Below are 17,056 nucleotides of genomic sequence, written 5' to 3' on the forward strand. Positions count from 1 at the left end.
CCAACTCACCTTTCTCACACAGGAGTTCGCACATGTTGTCCCGCCGCACCCTCGCCCTGTCCGTCGCCGCGCTCGTGGCCGCGCCCCTGCTCTCCGCCTGCGGGGGTGACAGCGATGCCGCGACCGGCACCGGCAAGGGCGGTTCCGAGAAGGTGGGCGGCATCAACATCGGGCCCGACCAGCACCGCATCCGCGCCGAGAAGGTCGACGCGATCGCGGCCAAGCTGCCGGCCGCGGTGCGCAAGCGCGGCACGCTCAGGCTCGGCGGCAGCGCCGACGCCTCGCCGCCACTCGGCTTCTTCGCCACCGACGACAAGACCCGCATCGGCTCCGAGATCGACCTCGCGACCCTCGTCGCCGACACACTCGGCCTGAAGATCGAGTTCTCCCCGGTGTCCTGGGAGAACCTCTTCGTCGGCCTCGACAGCGGCAAGTTCGACGCCGTCTTCTCGAACGTCACGGTCACGGAGGAGCGCAAGGAGAAGTACGACTTCGCGACCTACCGGCTCGACAACATCGCGTTCGAGGCGAAGAAGGGCACGAGCTGGCGGGTCAAGGAACCCAAGGACGTGGCCGGGAAGACCATCGCCGTCTCCTCCGGCACCAACCAGGAGAAGATCCTCGTCGACTGGAGCAAGCAGGACGAGAAGGCGGGCCTGAAGCCGGTCACCATCAAGTACTTCCAGAAGGACACCGACTACTACCTCGCTCTCCAGTCGGGCCGCATCGACGCCTACCTCGGCCCGAGCCCCAGCGCCGCCTACCACGTGGAGTCCGCCGGGCAGTCGCAGATCATCGGCACGCTCTCCGGCGCCGGGGACAAGATCCAGGGCAAGATCGCCGCCACGACGAAGAAGGACAGCGGACTCGTCGACGCGTACGCCGCCGCCCTCGACCACGTGATCAAGGACGGGTCGTACGGGCGCGTCCTGAAGCGCTGGGGCCTGTCGACCGAGGCGGTCGAGAAGTCGGAGATCAACCCGCCCGGCCTGCCCAAACCGTAGCCCGCCCGCCGGCCCCGTTCTTCCGTTCCTCGTCCAAGGACCTGCTCATGACTACGTCAACCGGGCGCGGCCTGCTGCATCTCGCGGCGGCCGTCGACCAGCCCGAGCCCGACAACTATGCCGCCGATCCGTATCTCACGCTCACGCGCCTCGCGGAACGCGGCGCCCTGGACTTCGTCACCCTCGGGGACTCCTTCGGCCGGCCCGGGCCCGACGCGCTCGCCGTGCTGTCCCGGGTCGCCCCGGCGACCGCCCGCATCGGCCTCGTCCCCACCGTCACCACCACGCACACCGAGCCCTTCCATGTGCAGGCCGCCGTCGCCACCCTCGACTGGGTGAGCCGGGGCCGCGCCGGCTGGCGGCCCGAGGTGTCCGCCACCGAGGAGGAGGCCCGCCTCTTCGGCCGCAGGGCCGCCGCGCCCGCCGCGGAGCTGTGGGGCGAGGCCGGTGAAGTCGCCGACGTGGCAACCCGGTTGTGGGACAGCTGGGAGGACGACGCGGAGATCCGCGACGTGGCGACCGGACGTTTCATCGACCGGGAGAAGCTGCACTACGTCGACTTCCAGGGCGCCACGTTCTCCGTACGCGGCCCCTCCATCGTGCCGCGGCCGCCGCAGGGCCACCCCGTCACGGTCGTCGACACCACGGCGCAGCACGCGTACGACGTCGCCGCCCGCCACGCCGACGTCGCCCTGGTGAACGCGGCGGGCCCGGCGCAGGCCGCCGCCGTCCGCGCCGGACTGCGCCGCCGCGCCGCAGAGTACGGCCGCGACCCCGACGCCCTGCGCGTCCTGGCCGCGCTGCGCATCGACCTCGGCGGCGGGGAGCACGCGGCCGTGCCCGGCCACGGCGGGGGAGGGCCGCTGCCGAGCGACCTCGGCCCGCTCTACCGGGGCGGCCCGGTCGACCTCGCCGACCTCGTCACCGCCTGGCACCGCGCCGGCGCCGTGGACGGCTTCCACCTCACGCCGGTCGAGCCGCGCCGTGACCTGGAGCGGCTCGTCAACGGCACGGTGCCGCTGCTCCAGCACCGCGGCCTGTTCCGCACGTTCTATCCGGGCAGCACCTTCAGGGAGCACCTGGGGCTCGCCCGGCCCGCCAACCAGTACGCCGCGCTCGCGGGGGACCCGTCATGACCTCAACTGCCAAGCAGCGTAAGACCGTTCACCTCGCCGCCCACTTCCCGGGGGTCAACAACACCACCGTCTGGACCGATCCGCGCTCCCGCTCCCAGATCGACTTCTCGTCGTTCGAGCACCTCGCCCGCACCGCCGAGCGCGGCCTGTTCGACTTCTTCTTCCTCGCGGAGGGGCTGCGGCTGCGCGAGCACAAGGGGCGCGTCCACGACCTCGACGTCGTCGGGCGGCCGGAGTCCCTCACCGTCCTGAACGCCCTCGCGGCCGTCACCGAGCGCCTCGGCCTCGCCGCGACCGTCAACGCGACGTTCAACGAGCCCTACGAGACCGCCCGCAGGTTCGCCACGCTCGACCACCTCAGCGGGGGCCGCGCCGCCTGGAACGTCGTCACCTCCTCCGACGCCTTCACCGGCGAGAACTTCCGCCGCGGCGGCTACCTCGACCGGGCGGACCGGTACACGCGCGCCGCCGAGTTCGTCGCCACGGCCCGCGAACTGTGGGACTCCTGGACGCCCGAGGGGCAGCAGCGCCCCTTCGCGCACACCGGTCAACACTTCGACATCGAGGGTGAGTTCACCCTGCCGCGCTCCCCGCAGGGGCACCCGGTCGTCATTCAGGCCGGGGACTCTCCCGAGGGGCGCGAGTTCGCGGCGTCGGCGGCCGACGTGATCTTCACGCGGCACGGCACCCTGGAGGCGGGCCGCGCGTTCTACGCCGATGTGAAGGGCCGGCTCGCGAAGTACGGGCGCAGCGCCGAGGACCTGAAGATCATGCCGGGTGTCACCGTCGTCCTCGGCGACACCGCGGCCGAGGCCCAGGAGCGGGCCGCCGGGATCCGGCGCCGGCAGGTGTCCCCGCAGAACGCGCTCCTCACCCTGGAGCAGATCTGGGGCGTCGACCTCTCCTCGTACGACCCCGACGGGCCGCTGCCGGACATCGATCCGGTCGTCGACTCCGGGCTCTCGCAGGGCCGCACCAAGCGCGGCGACCCCCGTGCCGTCGCCGAGCAGTGGCGGGCCCTGTCGCGCGCCAAGGGCCTGTCCATCCGGCAGACCGTCATCGAGACCACCACACGCCAGTCGTTCATCGGCACCCCGCAGGCCGTCGCCGCCGAGCTCGACGAGTTCGTGCAGAGCGACGCGGCCGACGGCTTCATCCTCGTACCGCACCTCACCCCGGGCGGCCTGGACGAATTCGTCGACCAGGTGGTGCCCCTGCTCCAGGAACGCGGGGCGTACCGCACGGAATACACCGGTACGACGCTGCGCTCCCATCTGGGGCTGAAAGAACCCGTACGCCCCGCACGCGAGGAAGGCCTGACCGCATGACCGACGACGCGACCGGCGCAGCCGGCGCCTGGCAGCAGTGGCACGAACAGCGGACCGCATCCGTCTCCGAGCCCTACGGGCCACTCGCCCTCACCGGCACCCACTGGCTCGACGACTATCCGGAAGGCACACTTCCGGCCATTCCCGGGAAGTGGCGGGCCGACGGCGACCAGGTCGTCCTGACCGCCGCACCCGAGCACGGACTCACCCGCGACGGACAGCCGCTCACCGGTGAGGTGCGGCTCACGGCCGACGCGCAGGTCGGCCTCGGCGAGCGCCGCCTCGTCGCGATCGTGCGCGAAGGACTGTGGGCCGTACGCGACTTCGACCCGCAGTCGGGGCCGCGGCGCGCCTTCCGCGGCATCGAGACCACCGCCCACGACCCCCGCTGGACGGTCGAGGGCCGCTTCACGCCGTACGAGACCAGCCGCACGGTCCGCGTCGAGAACGCCGACGGCAAGACGCGCGGCCTCGGCCTCGGCGGTGAACTGGCCTTCACGCTCGAAGGACAGGACCTCACGCTCCAGGTCGCCGTGCAGGCGGACGGCTCGCTCTGGGCCGTGTTCGCCGACGCCACCAGCGGCGGCGGGACCTTCCGATTCCGCTTCCTGCGGCCCGCCGCGCCCGACGCCGAAGGCCGTACGCGCGTGGACTTCAATCGCGCGGTGCTGCCGCCCTGCGCCTTCGCGGACCACTTCGTCTGCCCCTTCCCGCCGCCCGGCAACACCCTGCCGGTCAAGATCGAGGCCGGCGAACGGAACCTCGTCGCCCGTACCTCCGTCTGACAGGGGAGCCGAGCCCCGGCGGCCTGCGAACCACCGCAGCAGCCGTCGGGGCATCTGGACGTGTACCGGACGGACGGCCGAAAGGCGCCCTTGTGCCGGTCAGTTGAAACGCCGAATACTCCCGAGCAGCGCTTGTCAGGGGCACCGCATCTTCGGAACATTCCGGAATCCGGAATCCGAACGAGGGGCCGCTGGCTGCGCCTCACGGGCCCCGACCCCACGCGGGCCCCCGACTTCCCTCGGGAGGAACGACCAGTGAGGATCAAGCGCACCACCCCCCGCAGTGGCATAGCGAGACGCGCCCGGATGATCTCCGTGGCCTCCGGACTCGTCGCCATCGGCGCACTCGCCGTCCCCACGGCCAGCGCGTCGGACGCGCCCGTCGCGCACACCTTCAGCGCGACCCAGCTCACCCAGGCCGGCACGTCCGTCCTGAAGTCCGATGTACCCGGCACCGCCTGGGCGGTCGACCAGAAGACCAAGCAGGTCGTCGTCACCGCCGACAGCACGGTCTCCCAGGCCGAGATCGCCAGGATCCAGAAGGCGGCCGGCAGCAACGCGGGCGCCCTGAAGATCGAGCGCACCCCCGGCACGTTCAAGAAGCTGGTCTCCGGCGGCGACGCCATCTATGCGAGTAGCTGGCGCTGCTCGCTCGGCTTCAACGTCCGCTCGGGCAGCACCTACTACTTCCTGACCGCGGGTCACTGCACCGACGGCGCGGGCACCTGGTGGTCGAACTCGTCGCACTCCACGACGCTCGGTTCGACCGCGGGATCCAGCTTCCCGGGCAACGACTACGGCATCGTCAGGTACAGCACCACGGGGACCCCGCCCGGAACGGTCGGCAGCCAGGACATCACCGGTGCGGCCACGCCGTCCGTGGGGACCACGGTCACCCGGCGCGGCTCGACCACCGGTATCCACAGCGGCCGCGTCACCGCGCTCAACGCCACCGTGAACTACGGCGGCGGCGACATCGTCTCCGGCCTCATCCAGACCACGGTCTGCGCCGAGCCCGGCGACTCCGGCGGCCCGCTCTACGGCGGCTCCACCGCGTACGGCCTGACCTCCGGCGGCAGCGGCAACTGCACGTCCGGCGGTACGACCTTCTTCCAGCCGGTCACCGAGGCGCTGAGTGCGTACGGAGTGAGCGTCTACTGATCCGTATCCGTCGGCTGACGGATACAGCCTGACCTGCAGCCAGCAGCAGGGAGCCCCCGTACGGCAACTGCCGTGCGGGGGCTCGCCCTTGTGCGCGTTCCGGAGTTACCTTCGAAGGAGAAGCCTTCGAAAGCGTCACCTTCGAAAAGCCTGCCTGAGTGCCTGGGTCCGAACCCTGGAGGCCTCCATGGTCGAGGAGCTGCTGGCGGGAGCCGCCGCCGCGTCCGCCCTAGTGATCTACGCGACGGCGGCGGCGCGCGTCGTCAAACAGTACGAGCGGGGAGTGGTCTTCCGGCTGGGGCGGCTGCGACCGGATGTGCGCGGTCCGGGGTTCACGATGATCGTGCCGTTCGTGGACCGGCTCCGTAAGGTCAACATGCAGATCGTCACGATGCCGGTGCCCGCGCAGGACGGCATCACCCGGGACAACGTCACGGTGCGGGTCGACGCCGTCATCTACTTCAAGGTGATCGATGCGTCCGAGGCCGTCGTGCAGGTGGAGGACTACCGGTTCGCCGTCTCCCAGATGGCTCAGACGTCACTGCGGTCCATCATCGGCAAGAGCGACCTCGACGACCTCCTCTCGAACCGCGAACAGCTCAACCAGGGCCTCGAGTTGATGATCGACAGCCCGGCCGTCGGCTGGGGAGTGCAGATCGACCGCGTCGAGATCAAGGACGTGTCGCTGCCCGAGACCATGAAGCGCTCGATGTCGCGGCAGGCCGAGGCGGAGCGCGAGCGGCGCGCCCGGATCATCAACGCCGACGCCGAACTCCAGGCCTCCAGGAAGCTCGCCGAGGCCGCCGCGGAGATGTCCGAACAGCCCGCGGCGCTCCAACTCCGGCTCCTGCAGACCGTGGTGGCCGTCGCCGCCGAGAAGAACTCGACCCTCGTACTGCCCTTCCCGGTGGAGCTCCTGCGCTTCCTGGAGCGGGCGACCCCGGGGGACGCGGTGCGGCAGCCGGGCGCCGAACAACCGCCGATTCCCGGCCCGGTGACATCGGAATCAGGACAGGACTAGACCTCACCCTTTGCGGACCACCCCTCTGCGCGGAGTGTTTGCAGTGGGAACCGACGTGGTGCGACAGGCGTGTGACGGGGGTGCACGCGGCCGGGGGAGCGCATAGCGTCAGTCGCACGCGCGTCCTGAAGTCGACCTTGTGTGTCCCCTGTGGCCGTCGGGATAGTGGGCGCGTCAACCTACGGGACCGGCTCACCCCACAGCGGTCGGTTCCGACCCCCCACAGGAGGACGAGAGTTGAAGCACCGACGCATACCCAAGCGGCGTGCCGCCGCGGTAGGAGCGGGCATCGCCGCCCTGGTCGCCGCGGGAGTCACCTTCCAGACTGCGAACGCGAGCACGGACACCCCTGATGTGGCCCCGCAGACCCTGTCGATCGCGAAGGCCGGAAATCTCGCCTCGTCCCTGACCAAGGACCTCGGCGCGGACTCGGCGGGCACGTACTACGACGCGAAGGCCAAGCACCTCGTCGTGAACGTCCTGAACAAGGACGCGGCGGACATCGCGCAGGCGGCCGGAGCCAAGGCCAGAGTCGTCGAGAACTCCCTGGCCGAACTCAAGAGCGCCCGCACCACCCTGAAGCAGGACGCGACGATCCCCGGCACCTCGTGGGCGGTCGACCCGGCCACCAACAAGGTCGTCGTCACCGCCGACCGCACGGTCGACACCGCCGCGTGGAGCAAGCTCAGCAAGGTCGTCGACGGCCTCGGCTCCAAGGCCGAACTCAAGCGCACCAAGGGGGAGTTCAAGCCCCTCATCGCGGGCGGTGACGCCATCACCGGCAGCGGTGGCCGGTGCTCCCTCGGCTTCAACGTGGTCAAGGGCGGCCAGCCGTACTTCATCACGGCCGGCCACTGCACCGAGGCGATCTCGACCTGGTCGGACTCCAACGGCCAGGAGATCGGCACGAACGAGCAGTCCAGCTTCCCGGACAACGACTTCGGCCTGGTCAAGTACACCTCCGACGTCGAGCACCCGAGCGAGGTCGACCTCTACAACGGCTCCACGCAGCCGATCACCAAGGCGGGCGACGCGACCGTCGGCATGAAGGTGACCCGCAGCGGCTCCACGACCCAGGTCCACGACGGCACCGTCACCGGCCTGGACGCCACCGTGAACTACGGCAACGGCGACATCGTCAACGGACTCATCCAGACCGACGTCTGCGCCGAGCCCGGCGACAGCGGCGGCTCGCTCTTCTCGGGCGACGCCGCGATCGGCCTCACCTCGGGCGGCAGCGGCGACTGCTCCTCCGGCGGGGAGACCTTCTTCCAGCCGGTGACGGAGGCGCTGTCCACGTTCGGCGCCGAGATCGGCTGACGTAACGACAGCGAGTCAGCGAGACAGTGCGACACAGGGGCCGGCCCGTCATCGACGGGCCGGCCCTCACGTTTGTGTCCGGGGCGCCCCGGTGACCGCGTCGCCCTTGAAGCAGGCGATGGAGCGGGCCACCCAGGTGCCCGCGCCCGGCGGCAGGGCCGGGCCGATCGCCTTCCAGAAGGGCGGCAGCATCGGCAGAAGTGATGAAGAGCAGCTGGGGGGCGATTGCGCCGATGACGAGCAGCGCGGCCCGCGGTGTGACGGCGCTCTTCACCTCGTCGGGGAAGGACCCGCGCGGGGGCCCGGGTGGGGGCCCGGGCGGGGTGTCGGCTGTCTGGGTCATCCCCTCACGGTCCGGGGAGCCCGGTCCGTACGCAGGCGGGGTGGGGCTGAACGGGTGCCTGGGGCAGCGACCTGGCTCAGATGTCGCACACACGTTCGATACTTGGTCTATGGTGGTGGTGGGGAGGCGAGAGCAGGTCGGTTCGAGGTGTGCAGGAGGTGCGTGTGCCAGGGTTCACGCATTTGCACACCGTTTCCGGGTTCTCCCTCAGATACGGGGCCTCGCACCCGGAGCGGCTGGCCGGGCGTGCCTCCGAGCGGGGCATGGACGCGCTCGCCCTCACCGACCGGGACACCCTCTCGGGCTCGGTCAGGTTCGCCAAGGCCTGCGTCAAGGCAGGGGTGCGGCCGGTCTTCGGGACGGACCTCGCGGTGAGCGGCCCCCCGCCGGCCGGATCCGCCGCGCCGGGCCGCGCCCCGGCCGAGCGGCGCAGGCAGCCCGTGCGCGGTGGTGCCTTCATCGACGAGTCGACCCCGCGCGTGACCTTCCTCGCCCGCGACGGAGCGAGGGGCTGGGCCTCCCTGTGCCGTCTGGTCACCGCCGCCCACGCCACCGGCGATACCCGGCTGACCTGGGAGGACAACCACGGCGACGGCCTGACCGTGCTGCTCGGACCCACGTCCGACGTCGGCCGCGCGCTCGCCGCGGGCCGCCCCGACCGGGCCGCGCACCTCCTCGTCCCCTGGCGGGAGATCTACGGCGACGCCCTGCGCCTCGAAGCCGTCCACCACGGGCGCGAGGGCACGGGCCCCGGATCCCTGCGCCTGGCCGCCCGCACCGTCGGCTTCGCCGCCGAACAGGGCATCCGCCCCGTCCTCACCAACGACGTCCGGTACGCCGACCCGGGCCTCGGTCCGGTCGCCGACGTCCTCGACGCCGCGCGCCGCCTCGTCCCGGTCGACCCCCGCAAGGAACTCGACAGCGGAGAGCGCTGGCTGAAGGACGCCGACGCCATGCTGATGACGGCCGAACGGGTGGTGGAGGCGGCGGGCTTCCGCCGCGACGCCGCGTACCGGCTGCTCGAACAGACCAACGCCGCGGCGGCGGAATGCCGCGTCGATCCCGAGGACGACCTCGGCATCGGCTCCGTGCACTTCCCCGAACCGCGGCTCGTCGGCGCCGGTCGCCGCACCGCGCAGCGGGTTCTCGCGTCGCGGGCGGCGGCGGGGATGCTGCGCCTCGGGTACGACCGGAAACGGGAGTACTGGGAGCGGATGCACCGCGAGCTGGACATCATCGCGTACCACGACTTCGCCACGTACTTCCTGACGGTGTCCCAAGTCGTCGACGACGTACGGGACATGGGCATCCGGGTCGCCGCGCGCGGCTCCGGCGCCGGGTCCCTGGTCAACCATCTGCTCGGCATCGCGCACGCGGACCCGGTCGAACACGGCCTCCTCATGGAGCGGTTCCTGTCCAAGCGCCGCTCCGTCCTGCCCGACATCGACATCGATGTGGAGTCGGCCCGGCGCCTGGAGGTCTACCGGGCGATCATCGGCCGGTTCGGCGCCGAGCGCGTCGCGACCGTCTCGATGCCGGAGACGTACCGCGTCCGCCATGCCGTACGCGATGTGGGCGCCGCCCTGTCCATGGACCCGGCCGACATCGACCGGATCGCCAAGTCCTTCCCGCACATCAGGGCCCGCGACGCGCGGGCCGCGCTGGAGGAACTGCCCGAACTGCGGGAACTGGCAGGGGAGTCCAGGCGGGGCGGGGACAGGTACGGACGCATGTGGGAGCTGGTCGAGGCGCTCGACGCGCTGCCGCGCGGTATCGCCATGCACCCGTGCGGGGTGCTGCTCTCGGACGCCTCGCTGCTCGCCCGTACGCCCGTCATGCCGACCAGCGGCGAGGGCTTCCCCATGTCGCAGTTCGACAAGGAGGACGTCGAGGACCTCGGCCTGCTCAAGCTCGACGTCCTCGGGGTGCGGATGCAGTCGGCGATGGCGCACGCGGTCGCGGAGACCGAGCGGGCGACCGGCTCCACGGTGGACCTGGACGCGGTGGCGCCCGGTGACCCGGAGACGTACCGGCTCATCAAGTCCGCCGAGACGCTGGGCTGTTTCCAGATCGAGTCGCCGGGCCAGCGGGACCTGGTGGGACGGCTCCAGCCGGCCACCTTCCACGACCTCGTGGTGGACATCTCGCTGTTCCGCCCGGGTCCCGTCGCCGCCGACATGGTGCGGCCGTTCATCGAGGCGCGGCACGGGCGCGCGCCGGTCCGCTATCCGCACCGCGACCTGGAGGGACCCCTGAAGGAGACGTACGGGGTCGTCGTCTTCCACGAGCAGATCATCGAGATCGTGAACATCATGACGGGATGCGGCCGCGACGAGGCCGACCGGGTCAGGAGGGGGCTGTCCGACCCCGATTCGCAGGGGCGCATCCGGTTCTGGTTCGCACAGCAGGCGGCGGCGCACGGATATGACGCCGAGACCATCGCCCGCACCTGGGAGATCGTCGAGGCCTTCGGGTCGTACGGGTTCTGCAAGGCGCACGCCGTCGCCTTCGCGGTGCCGACCTATCAGTCGGCGTGGCTGAAGGCCCATCACCCGGCCGCGTTCTACGCGGGGTTGCTCACGCACGACCCCGGGATGTACCCGAAGCGGCTGATCCTCGCGGACGCGCGGCGGCGCGGGGTGCCGGTCCTTCCGCTGGACGTGAACAAGTCCGCGGTCGCTCACCGTATCGAACTGGTGTCTGATAAAGGGGGCGGCGACCACAAGAGTGGCGGTCACAAGGATGGCAGTCACAAGGATGGCGGTCACAAAGAGGAGAAGTGGGGCGTGCGGCTCGCGCTCTCCGACGTGCACGGCATCAGCGAGGCCGAGGCGGCCCGCATCGAGGAGGGGCAGCCGTACTCCTCGCTGCTCGACTTCTGGGAGCGGGCGAGGCCCAGCCGGCCGCTCGCGCAGCGCCTCGCCCAGGTCGGCGGGCTCGACGCGTTCGGCGCCAACCGGCGTGACCTGCAACTGCACCTGACGGAACTGCACCGGGGAACGCGCGGGTCCCGGGGTGCCCGCGGCGCCCAACTGCCCCTGTCCGGCGGCCGCGGGACCGCGCCGGCCGGCCTGCCCGACCTCGGCGACGCCGAGCGGCTCAGCGCCGAACTCGGGGTACTCGGGATGGACGCCTCCCGCCATCTCATGGGCGACCACGAGAAGTTCCTCGAGGAGCTGGGGGTGCTGACGGCGCGACGCCTGCGCGAGGCCGAGCACGGCAGGGTCGTACTGGTCGCGGGCGCCAAGGTCGCCACGCAGACCCCGCCGATCCGCTCCGGCAAGCGCGTCATCTTCACGACCCTGGACGACGGCACGGGCCTGGTCGACCTGGCCTTCTTCGACGACGCGCACGCCGCGTGCGCGCACACCGTCTTCCACTCGTGGCTGCTCCTCGTCCGCGGCACGGTCCAGCGCCGCGGCCCGCGCAGCCTCAGCGTGGTGGGCGCGGCCGCCTGGAACCTCGCCGACCTGGTGGAGATCCGCAGGGAAGGCGGCCTCGACGCGGTGGCGCTGCGCCTGGCGGAGCCGCCCGAACAGCCGCCGTCCGACGGGGACGACCCGGTCGACGGCCGCCGCATCCGCATGGCCACCGGATACGAGATGCACCCCTGGGCGGACCTGCGCCCGGCGGGCGACGGCCAGTCGGGGCCACCGCGCAAACTGTGGCACCAGAGCCCCGGGAGCGCGGGATGACCACTCTGTACGTACGGTTCCTGCTGCCGCCCATGTACGAGGCGGCGCTGCCCCAACTGATCGCTCTGCTGGGCGAGTTCAGCCCGACGGTCGAGGCGCTGCCGCCCGACGCCGCCCTCGTGGACCTGGGCGGGGCGGTGCGCTACTTCGGGCGGGACGCTGTCGAACTCGCCGCGGTGATCCGGGTCCGGGCGCTCGCCCTGTACGGGGTGGAGTGCGTGATCGGCGCGGGCCCCGGCCCGATGCTGGCGCGGATGGCGGCGCGGACGGCCTCGCCCGGGGTGACCAGGGTGGTGCCGGGGGACCCCGGCGCCGTGGCGGAGTTCCTCGCCGGGCAGCCGGTCGCCGCGCTGCCCGGCGTCGGCGCCGCCACCGCCCGCACCCTGTGCGAGTACGGGCTCGACACCCTCGACCGGGTGGCCGCCGCCCCGCAGGGCACCCTGCAACGGCTCACCACCGCCCGCATCGGCCGTGAACTGCACGAGAAGGCGCGCGGTGTCGACCGCACCCGGGTCACCCCCAACGCCGCCACGCGGTCCACCGCCGCCGAACGCCCCTTCCCGCGCGACGAACTCGACCCGTACCGGCACCGCCGCGCCCTGCTCTCCCTCGCCGACGAGCTGGGCGCCCGGCTCCGCGACGGGAAGCAGGTGTGCCGCTCGCTGACCCTCACCGTGCGCTATGCCGACCGGTCCACGACGACCCGCAGCCGTACGCTCCCCGAGCCCACCGCGCACACGACCGCGCTGTCCACGGCCGCGTACCGGATGTACGAGGCGCTCGGCCTGCAGCGGGCCAGGGTGCGGGCGCTCGGGCTGCGGGCGGAGGGGCTCCGCCCGGTGGAGGGTTCCGCCCACCAGCTGACCTTCGACCCCGCGGACGAGAAGGCGCGGGCGCTGGAGGCGGTGGCCGACCGGGCCCGGGCGCGGTTCGGACCTGGGGCGATCGTGCCCGGCCGGCTCGCGGCGTGAGCCCCTACTGAGCCCAGGGCGGCGTGACGCGCGTGCCGTCCGCCAGCACGGCCTCCAGGCCCACGGACGTCGTGACCCACATGGTGGCGGGCAGGTCGCCCGGGTTCTCGACGGTGAGGGTCGCGCCCGGATTGACGACCGCGGTGTCGCCCGCGGCGAGCGTGTCCGTGCGCCCGTCGATCGTGAAGCGCAGGCTGCCACTGAGCACGTGCAGGATCTCCTCGCGGGACACCGTGTGGGCGACGCCCGGGGTGCCCGCCGGGATCTCGGCCCGCCAGGCGCACAGCTCCTTGCTGCCGGTGGCGGGCTTGGCGTACGAGACGAAACGGACGCCGTGCATCTCGTGGACGGCGGCCTCGGATGCGCGGATGACTGGCATGGCGACTCCCTTGGGCGGAATGGTCGAACGGGTCATTTGGTCAAGCAACTTGACTACATAGTCAGGCAGCTTGACCAAATCGTCAAGGGTGTTTGAATGACTCCGTGCAGAACTCCGAGGCCATGGCCCTCTCCGCCGCCCTGCTCTCCGCCGCCGGCGAGCTGACGCAACGCATCCACGAAGGGGTCGTCGCCCGAGGCTTCGAGGGGCTGCGGCCCGCGCACGGATTCGCCTTCGCGCGGCTCTCCCGGGGCGGCGCGACCGCCACCGACCTCGCCGCGCATCTGGGGGTCACCAAGCAGGCCGCGAGCCAGCTCGTCGACGAGCTGGTGCGCAAGGGCTACGCCGAGCGCCGGCCCCACCCGGACGACGCCCGCGCCCGGCTCGTCGTCATGACCGAACGCGGCTGGGCGTGCGCGCGGGCCGCCGAGGAGTCCGCCGCCGACGCGGTGCGGCCGTGGGTCGAGCGGCTCGGCGAGCGCAAGGCCCGTGCGCTGCTCGACCAGCTGACCGCCGTCGCACCCGACGGGCCCATCAGGCCCGCCTGGTGACATCGCATCAGCAACGCAGGCGTCCAGCCGACACGGAGAGTTTTTACTGACGCGTAACTTCACTCTTTTACTACTGGCGCGTAATTTACTGGCAGTACAGCATCCTCGTGATCCGGATCACAGGGCACGCACCCCACATCGCAACTCCCTTGAGCCGCAAGGAGATCACACGATGCTGCCCCGGAACTGGAAACGTGCGGTCAGATCCCTGACCGCGGCCCTGCTGCTCACGGCCGCGGCAGGCGCGGTCCCCGCCGCCGCCCACGCCGACACCGCCACAGCCCCCAGCAGCGGCTGGAACAACTACAACTGCAAGCCCTCCGCCGCCCACCCGCGCCCCGTCGTCCTCGTCCACGGCACCTTCGGGAACTCCGTCGACAACTGGCTCGTCCTCGCCCCCTACCTCGTGAACCGGGGCTACTGCGTCTTCTCGCTCGACTACGGACAGCTGCCCGGCGTCCCGCTGTTCAACGGCCTCGGCCCCATTGACAAGTCGGCGGGCCAGCTCGACACCTTCGTCGACAAGGTGCTCGCCGCCACCGGCGCCCCCAAGGCCGACCTCGTCGGTCACTCGCAGGGCGGCATGATGCCCCGCTACTACCTCAAGTTCCTCGGCGGCGCCGCGAAGGTGAACTCCCTCGTCGGCATCGCACCCGACAACCACGGCACCACCCTGAACGGCCTGACCAATCTCCTGCCGTACTTCCCCGGGGCCGGTGACCTGCTGACCCTCGCCACCCCCGGCCTCGCCGACCAGATGGCGGGCTCCCCGTTCATCACCAAGCTCAACCAGGGCGGGGACACCGTCCCCGGCGTCCACTACACCGTCATCGCGACCAAGTATGACGAGGTCGTCACGCCGTACGGCACCCAGTTCCTGAGCGGCCCCGACGTCCACAACGTCAAGCTCCAGGACCTGTGCGCAGTCGACCTGTCCGAACACGTCGCCATCGGCACCATCGACCGCGTCGCCTTCCACGAGGTCGCGAACGCCCTCGACCCGGCCCACGCCACCCCCACCACCTGCGCCTCGGCGGTGAGTTGAACCCGGAGCAGCGAGAAAGGCAAAAGGGCCGCCGTCCCCAGGAGTGGGCAGGGAGACGGCGGCCCGGCTGTGGGCGTCAGCGGCCGTGGCGCCCGCCCGCCACGGAGCGGCGCCGCACCGACGCGAACATCGTCGCGGCACCGACCGCCAGGACCGCGGCGCCGCCCATCGCGATGTACGGGGTGGTGCTGTCGCCGCCGGTCTCGGCGAGGTTCTCGTCGGCGAGAGGCTTCGTGGCACCGCCCTTCGCCTCGGGCCCGTTGCCGCCCGTCGAGGCATCGGCGGCCGGCGCCGCGGACTCCTCGGCCTGCGGCTCGGCGCTGCCCCCGGCGTCACCGTGGTGGTGCTCCACGGACGACTTGCCGGCGCCGTCCGCGATCTCCTGGTCGGAGGGCGCGGAGGCGGTGGGAGCGGCCGCACCGGCCCCGCTGTCCTTGCCGAACACCACGTCGGAGCAGGTGTAGAAGGCCTCGGGGGAGTCGGAGCGCTGCCAGATCGAGTAGATGAGGTGGCGGCCCGACCGCGCCGGGACGTCACCGTCGAAGACGTAGTCGCCGTTCTCCATCTTCGGGTCGGTGACCTTGACGAAGGGCTGCGCCTCCAGGTCCGACCACTTCAGCGGCTTGGTCGGGTCGTACGAGTCCTTGGTGATGTACAGCTCGAACGAGCCCTTGTGCGGGGCCGTTCCCTTGTAGTGGAACGTGTGGCTGCCCGCCGACATCGGGCTCGACGGCCAGTCGGCGCGCGGAAGATCGAGCCCCTTGTACTTGTCGTTGCCCGCGCTGCACAGCTTGCCGTCGGGGATGATCTCCTTCGACTTGCCCGCGGCGTTCGCGATGTTGACCGCGTTCCAGTCGTAGAAGGCCTGCGCGCCACTGGCCGCGACGGCGGCCTTGCACGCCGCGGACTGCGGGCTCTCCGGGCCCTCCGCGTAGCAGGCGGAGACGCGGCTGACCGGGTCCGTCATCGAGCCGTGCGCCGACGCGGGCGCGGCGGCCAGCGCGGTCAGGGCGAACGGGACGGCACCTGCGACGGCGAACGCGGCGGCCTTGCGGCGAACTGTCATGAGTGGAACTCCTCAACGGCGGTTCAGGGTGGGGGGACGGGCCGCGACGACGGCCCCGGCGGTGAGAAAGCTAGCCCCTGAAAACCGCGGAATCGCCTGCTGAGGGCAGGCGATGGCGATCTTTATGGTGCGGTTAAGGGAGGGCTAATCGGGGGCTCAGGCTGGGCGTTTGCAGAGAGCCGGATGACCTGCGTGCTGTGGGGGAACCAGTCCGTCACAGTCCACTGGAATCCAGTAGGTGTCGCGGTGTTTGGCTCCCCGTTTGGCTCCCTGGAGACGCTCCACCCATGGGCCAACCTGCCTGACGAGGGGCGCCGATACAGCCTCGGCCGGGTGCGGGCCGGAGGCAAGTGCACGTTGTGGAGATGATCCGGCGTGCAAGTAGCCCGAACTCGTCGAGCGCCCCGGTTCCTGACGTCAGCAGCTGACACCAACAGGCGCGAACAGCGGCGGTCGACGCTGAACCTCAGTAGACAGCCAGTCGAGGCACATGAGAAGTCCGGTGCCGAGATAGCCGCTGTCGTGATCAACAGCGGCACCCTGCTGCGGACTTGGCGGCTGCGGGCGACCTGCGCGGCCTCAGTGAAGCTCCGCCATCTTGAAGTGGCTGGTCAGCGGGGTGGCGTGACCTCGTTTCGGGGTACTCGTGCTGGTCGTGGGCGGCAGTCTGTGTTGTAGATCGTCCGGCGGGGTGGTTTTGCCGATGAGTTCACCGTCCTCGAACGGTCTGCCCAGCGACACGACCGTTCTCGACAGGAGTGCCATGTCCACCATCCAGCCAGTGATCGTGACTGCCGACCAGGACGTTCTGCTCGGCTTCTATACGAAATTGTTCGGCGCTGAGGAGATCTTCCGGGTACCGGCGGAAGGCCCGGCCTTCTACCTCGGCTTGCGCATCGGCGACACCGACCTCGGGCTGGTGGCCAAGGCGAACCCGGGGACCGGGGCGGCGTCGCGGATCCTGCTCAGCATCGGTGTCGACGACGTCGACGAGACGCTCGGCCGGGTGGAGGCGCTGGGCGGCTCGGTCCGCGGCGGCCCCAACGACATGCCGTGGGGACAGCGCGTTGCCCACATCCAGGACCCCGACGGCAACCCGGTGAACCTCACTCAGCCGATCCCGGCCCGGTGACGCTGTTCCGGGGACATGCGCTGATCGTGGGCTACCTGCGGTAAAGATCAATTGTCGGCAGTGGCCTCGATGTTCGTCAGGACCGGAGGCTGCGAGGGCGTCCGTGACCTCGCTGGTTA

The 17,056-nt window shown here is 71.2% G+C and carries 14 protein-coding genes and 1 pseudogene; 12 read left to right on the top strand and 3 right to left on the bottom strand.

What is annotated here, in order from left to right; genetic code table 11:
* The first annotated feature begins 32 nt into the window (after nt 1–32).
* The 7 genes from OHA58_RS28905 to OHA58_RS28935 all read left to right on the top strand — a co-directional run bounded on the left by OHA58_RS28905 (nt 33) and on the right by OHA58_RS28935 (nt 7,755).
* The gene (locus OHA58_RS28905) at nt 33–1,004 is read left to right on the top strand and encodes an ABC transporter substrate-binding protein (RefSeq protein ID WP_405482403.1); all 972 of its coding nucleotides are present in this window, start codon (nt 33–35) and stop codon (nt 1,002–1,004) included.
* A gap of 47 nt (nt 1,005–1,051) precedes the next feature.
* Nucleotides 1,052–2,140 (top strand): LLM class flavin-dependent oxidoreductase, encoded by a 1,089-nt coding sequence (locus OHA58_RS28910; protein ID WP_405482404.1) that lies wholly within the window; start codon nt 1,052–1,054, stop codon nt 2,138–2,140.
* On the top strand, nt 2,137–3,468 hold the full coding sequence (locus OHA58_RS28915; protein WP_405482406.1) for an NtaA/DmoA family FMN-dependent monooxygenase: 1,332 nt from the start codon (nt 2,137–2,139) through the stop codon (nt 3,466–3,468). Before OHA58_RS28910 ends, OHA58_RS28915 begins: the two co-directional genes overlap by 4 nt.
* Nucleotides 3,465–4,253, top strand: coding sequence for a DUF1684 domain-containing protein (locus tag OHA58_RS28920; protein ID WP_405482407.1), 789 nt, complete (start codon nt 3,465–3,467; stop codon nt 4,251–4,253). The genes OHA58_RS28915 and OHA58_RS28920 overlap by 4 nt, the downstream gene beginning before the upstream one ends.
* A gap of 255 nt (nt 4,254–4,508) precedes the next feature.
* Complete coding sequence (locus OHA58_RS28925; protein WP_405482408.1) at nt 4,509–5,414, top strand: S1 family peptidase; 906 nt, start codon at nt 4,509–4,511, stop codon at nt 5,412–5,414.
* A gap of 187 nt (nt 5,415–5,601) precedes the next feature.
* Complete coding sequence (locus tag OHA58_RS28930; protein WP_383003554.1) at nt 5,602–6,435, top strand: slipin family protein; 834 nt, start codon at nt 5,602–5,604, stop codon at nt 6,433–6,435.
* Between the two features lie 237 nt (nt 6,436–6,672).
* On the top strand, nt 6,673–7,755 hold the full coding sequence (locus OHA58_RS28935; protein ID WP_405482410.1) for a S1 family peptidase: 1,083 nt from the start codon (nt 6,673–6,675) through the stop codon (nt 7,753–7,755).
* A gap of 87 nt (nt 7,756–7,842) precedes the next feature.
* On the opposite strand, the pseudogene OHA58_RS28940 reads toward OHA58_RS28935, so the two are convergent.
* Nucleotides 7,843–7,956 (bottom strand): annotated as a pseudogene (locus tag OHA58_RS28940) (DUF3533 domain-containing protein); the annotation flags it as partial.
* A gap of 306 nt (nt 7,957–8,262) precedes the next feature.
* Here OHA58_RS28940 and OHA58_RS28945 point away from each other — a divergent pair.
* Nucleotides 8,263–11,793 carry a DNA polymerase III subunit alpha gene (locus OHA58_RS28945; RefSeq protein ID WP_405482411.1) on the top strand — a complete coding sequence of 1,177 codons (3,531 nt, stop codon included), beginning with the start codon at nt 8,263–8,265 and terminating at the stop codon, nt 11,791–11,793.
* Nucleotides 11,790–12,764: a DNA polymerase thumb domain-containing protein gene (locus OHA58_RS28950; RefSeq protein WP_405482412.1), complete on the top strand. Its 975-nt coding sequence runs from the start codon at nt 11,790–11,792 to the stop codon at nt 12,762–12,764. Before OHA58_RS28945 ends, OHA58_RS28950 begins: the two co-directional genes overlap by 4 nt.
* A 4-nt stretch (nt 12,765–12,768) precedes the next feature.
* Here the strand turns inward: OHA58_RS28950 and OHA58_RS28955 are convergent, their stop codons facing one another.
* A complete protein-coding gene (locus OHA58_RS28955; RefSeq protein WP_405482413.1) occupies nt 12,769–13,143 on the bottom strand; it encodes a cupin domain-containing protein in 375 nt (124 codons plus the stop codon).
* A gap of 104 nt (nt 13,144–13,247) precedes the next feature.
* Here OHA58_RS28955 and OHA58_RS28960 point away from each other — a divergent pair, with 104 nt between their 5' ends.
* Together OHA58_RS28960 and OHA58_RS28965 are read left to right on the top strand one after the other, a co-directional pair.
* Nucleotides 13,248–13,694 carry a MarR family winged helix-turn-helix transcriptional regulator gene (locus tag OHA58_RS28960; RefSeq protein WP_405482414.1) on the top strand — a complete coding sequence of 149 codons (447 nt, stop codon included), beginning with the start codon at nt 13,248–13,250 and terminating at the stop codon, nt 13,692–13,694.
* 172 nt (nt 13,695–13,866) lie between these two features.
* The gene (locus OHA58_RS28965; RefSeq protein ID WP_405482415.1) at nt 13,867–14,739 is read left to right on the top strand and encodes an esterase/lipase family protein; all 873 of its coding nucleotides are present in this window, start codon (nt 13,867–13,869) and stop codon (nt 14,737–14,739) included.
* Nucleotides 14,740–14,815: 76 nt separating this feature from the next.
* On the opposite strand, the gene OHA58_RS28970 is transcribed toward OHA58_RS28965, so the two are convergent.
* Nucleotides 14,816–15,805, bottom strand: a complete 990-nt coding sequence (locus OHA58_RS28970; RefSeq protein ID WP_405482417.1) for a lytic polysaccharide monooxygenase — start codon at nt 15,803–15,805, stop codon at nt 14,816–14,818.
* A 763-nt stretch (nt 15,806–16,568) separates the two neighbouring features.
* Here OHA58_RS28970 and OHA58_RS28975 point away from each other — a divergent pair.
* Nucleotides 16,569–16,937, top strand: a complete 369-nt coding sequence (locus OHA58_RS28975) for a VOC family protein (RefSeq protein ID WP_405482418.1) — start codon at nt 16,569–16,571, stop codon at nt 16,935–16,937.
* Nucleotides 16,938–17,056 lie beyond the last annotated feature (119 nt).

It is taken from the genome of Streptomyces sp. NBC_00009 (assembly GCF_045040855.1).
GTDB classification, from domain to species: domain Bacteria; phylum Actinomycetota; class Actinomycetes; order Streptomycetales; family Streptomycetaceae; genus Streptomyces; species Streptomyces aureus.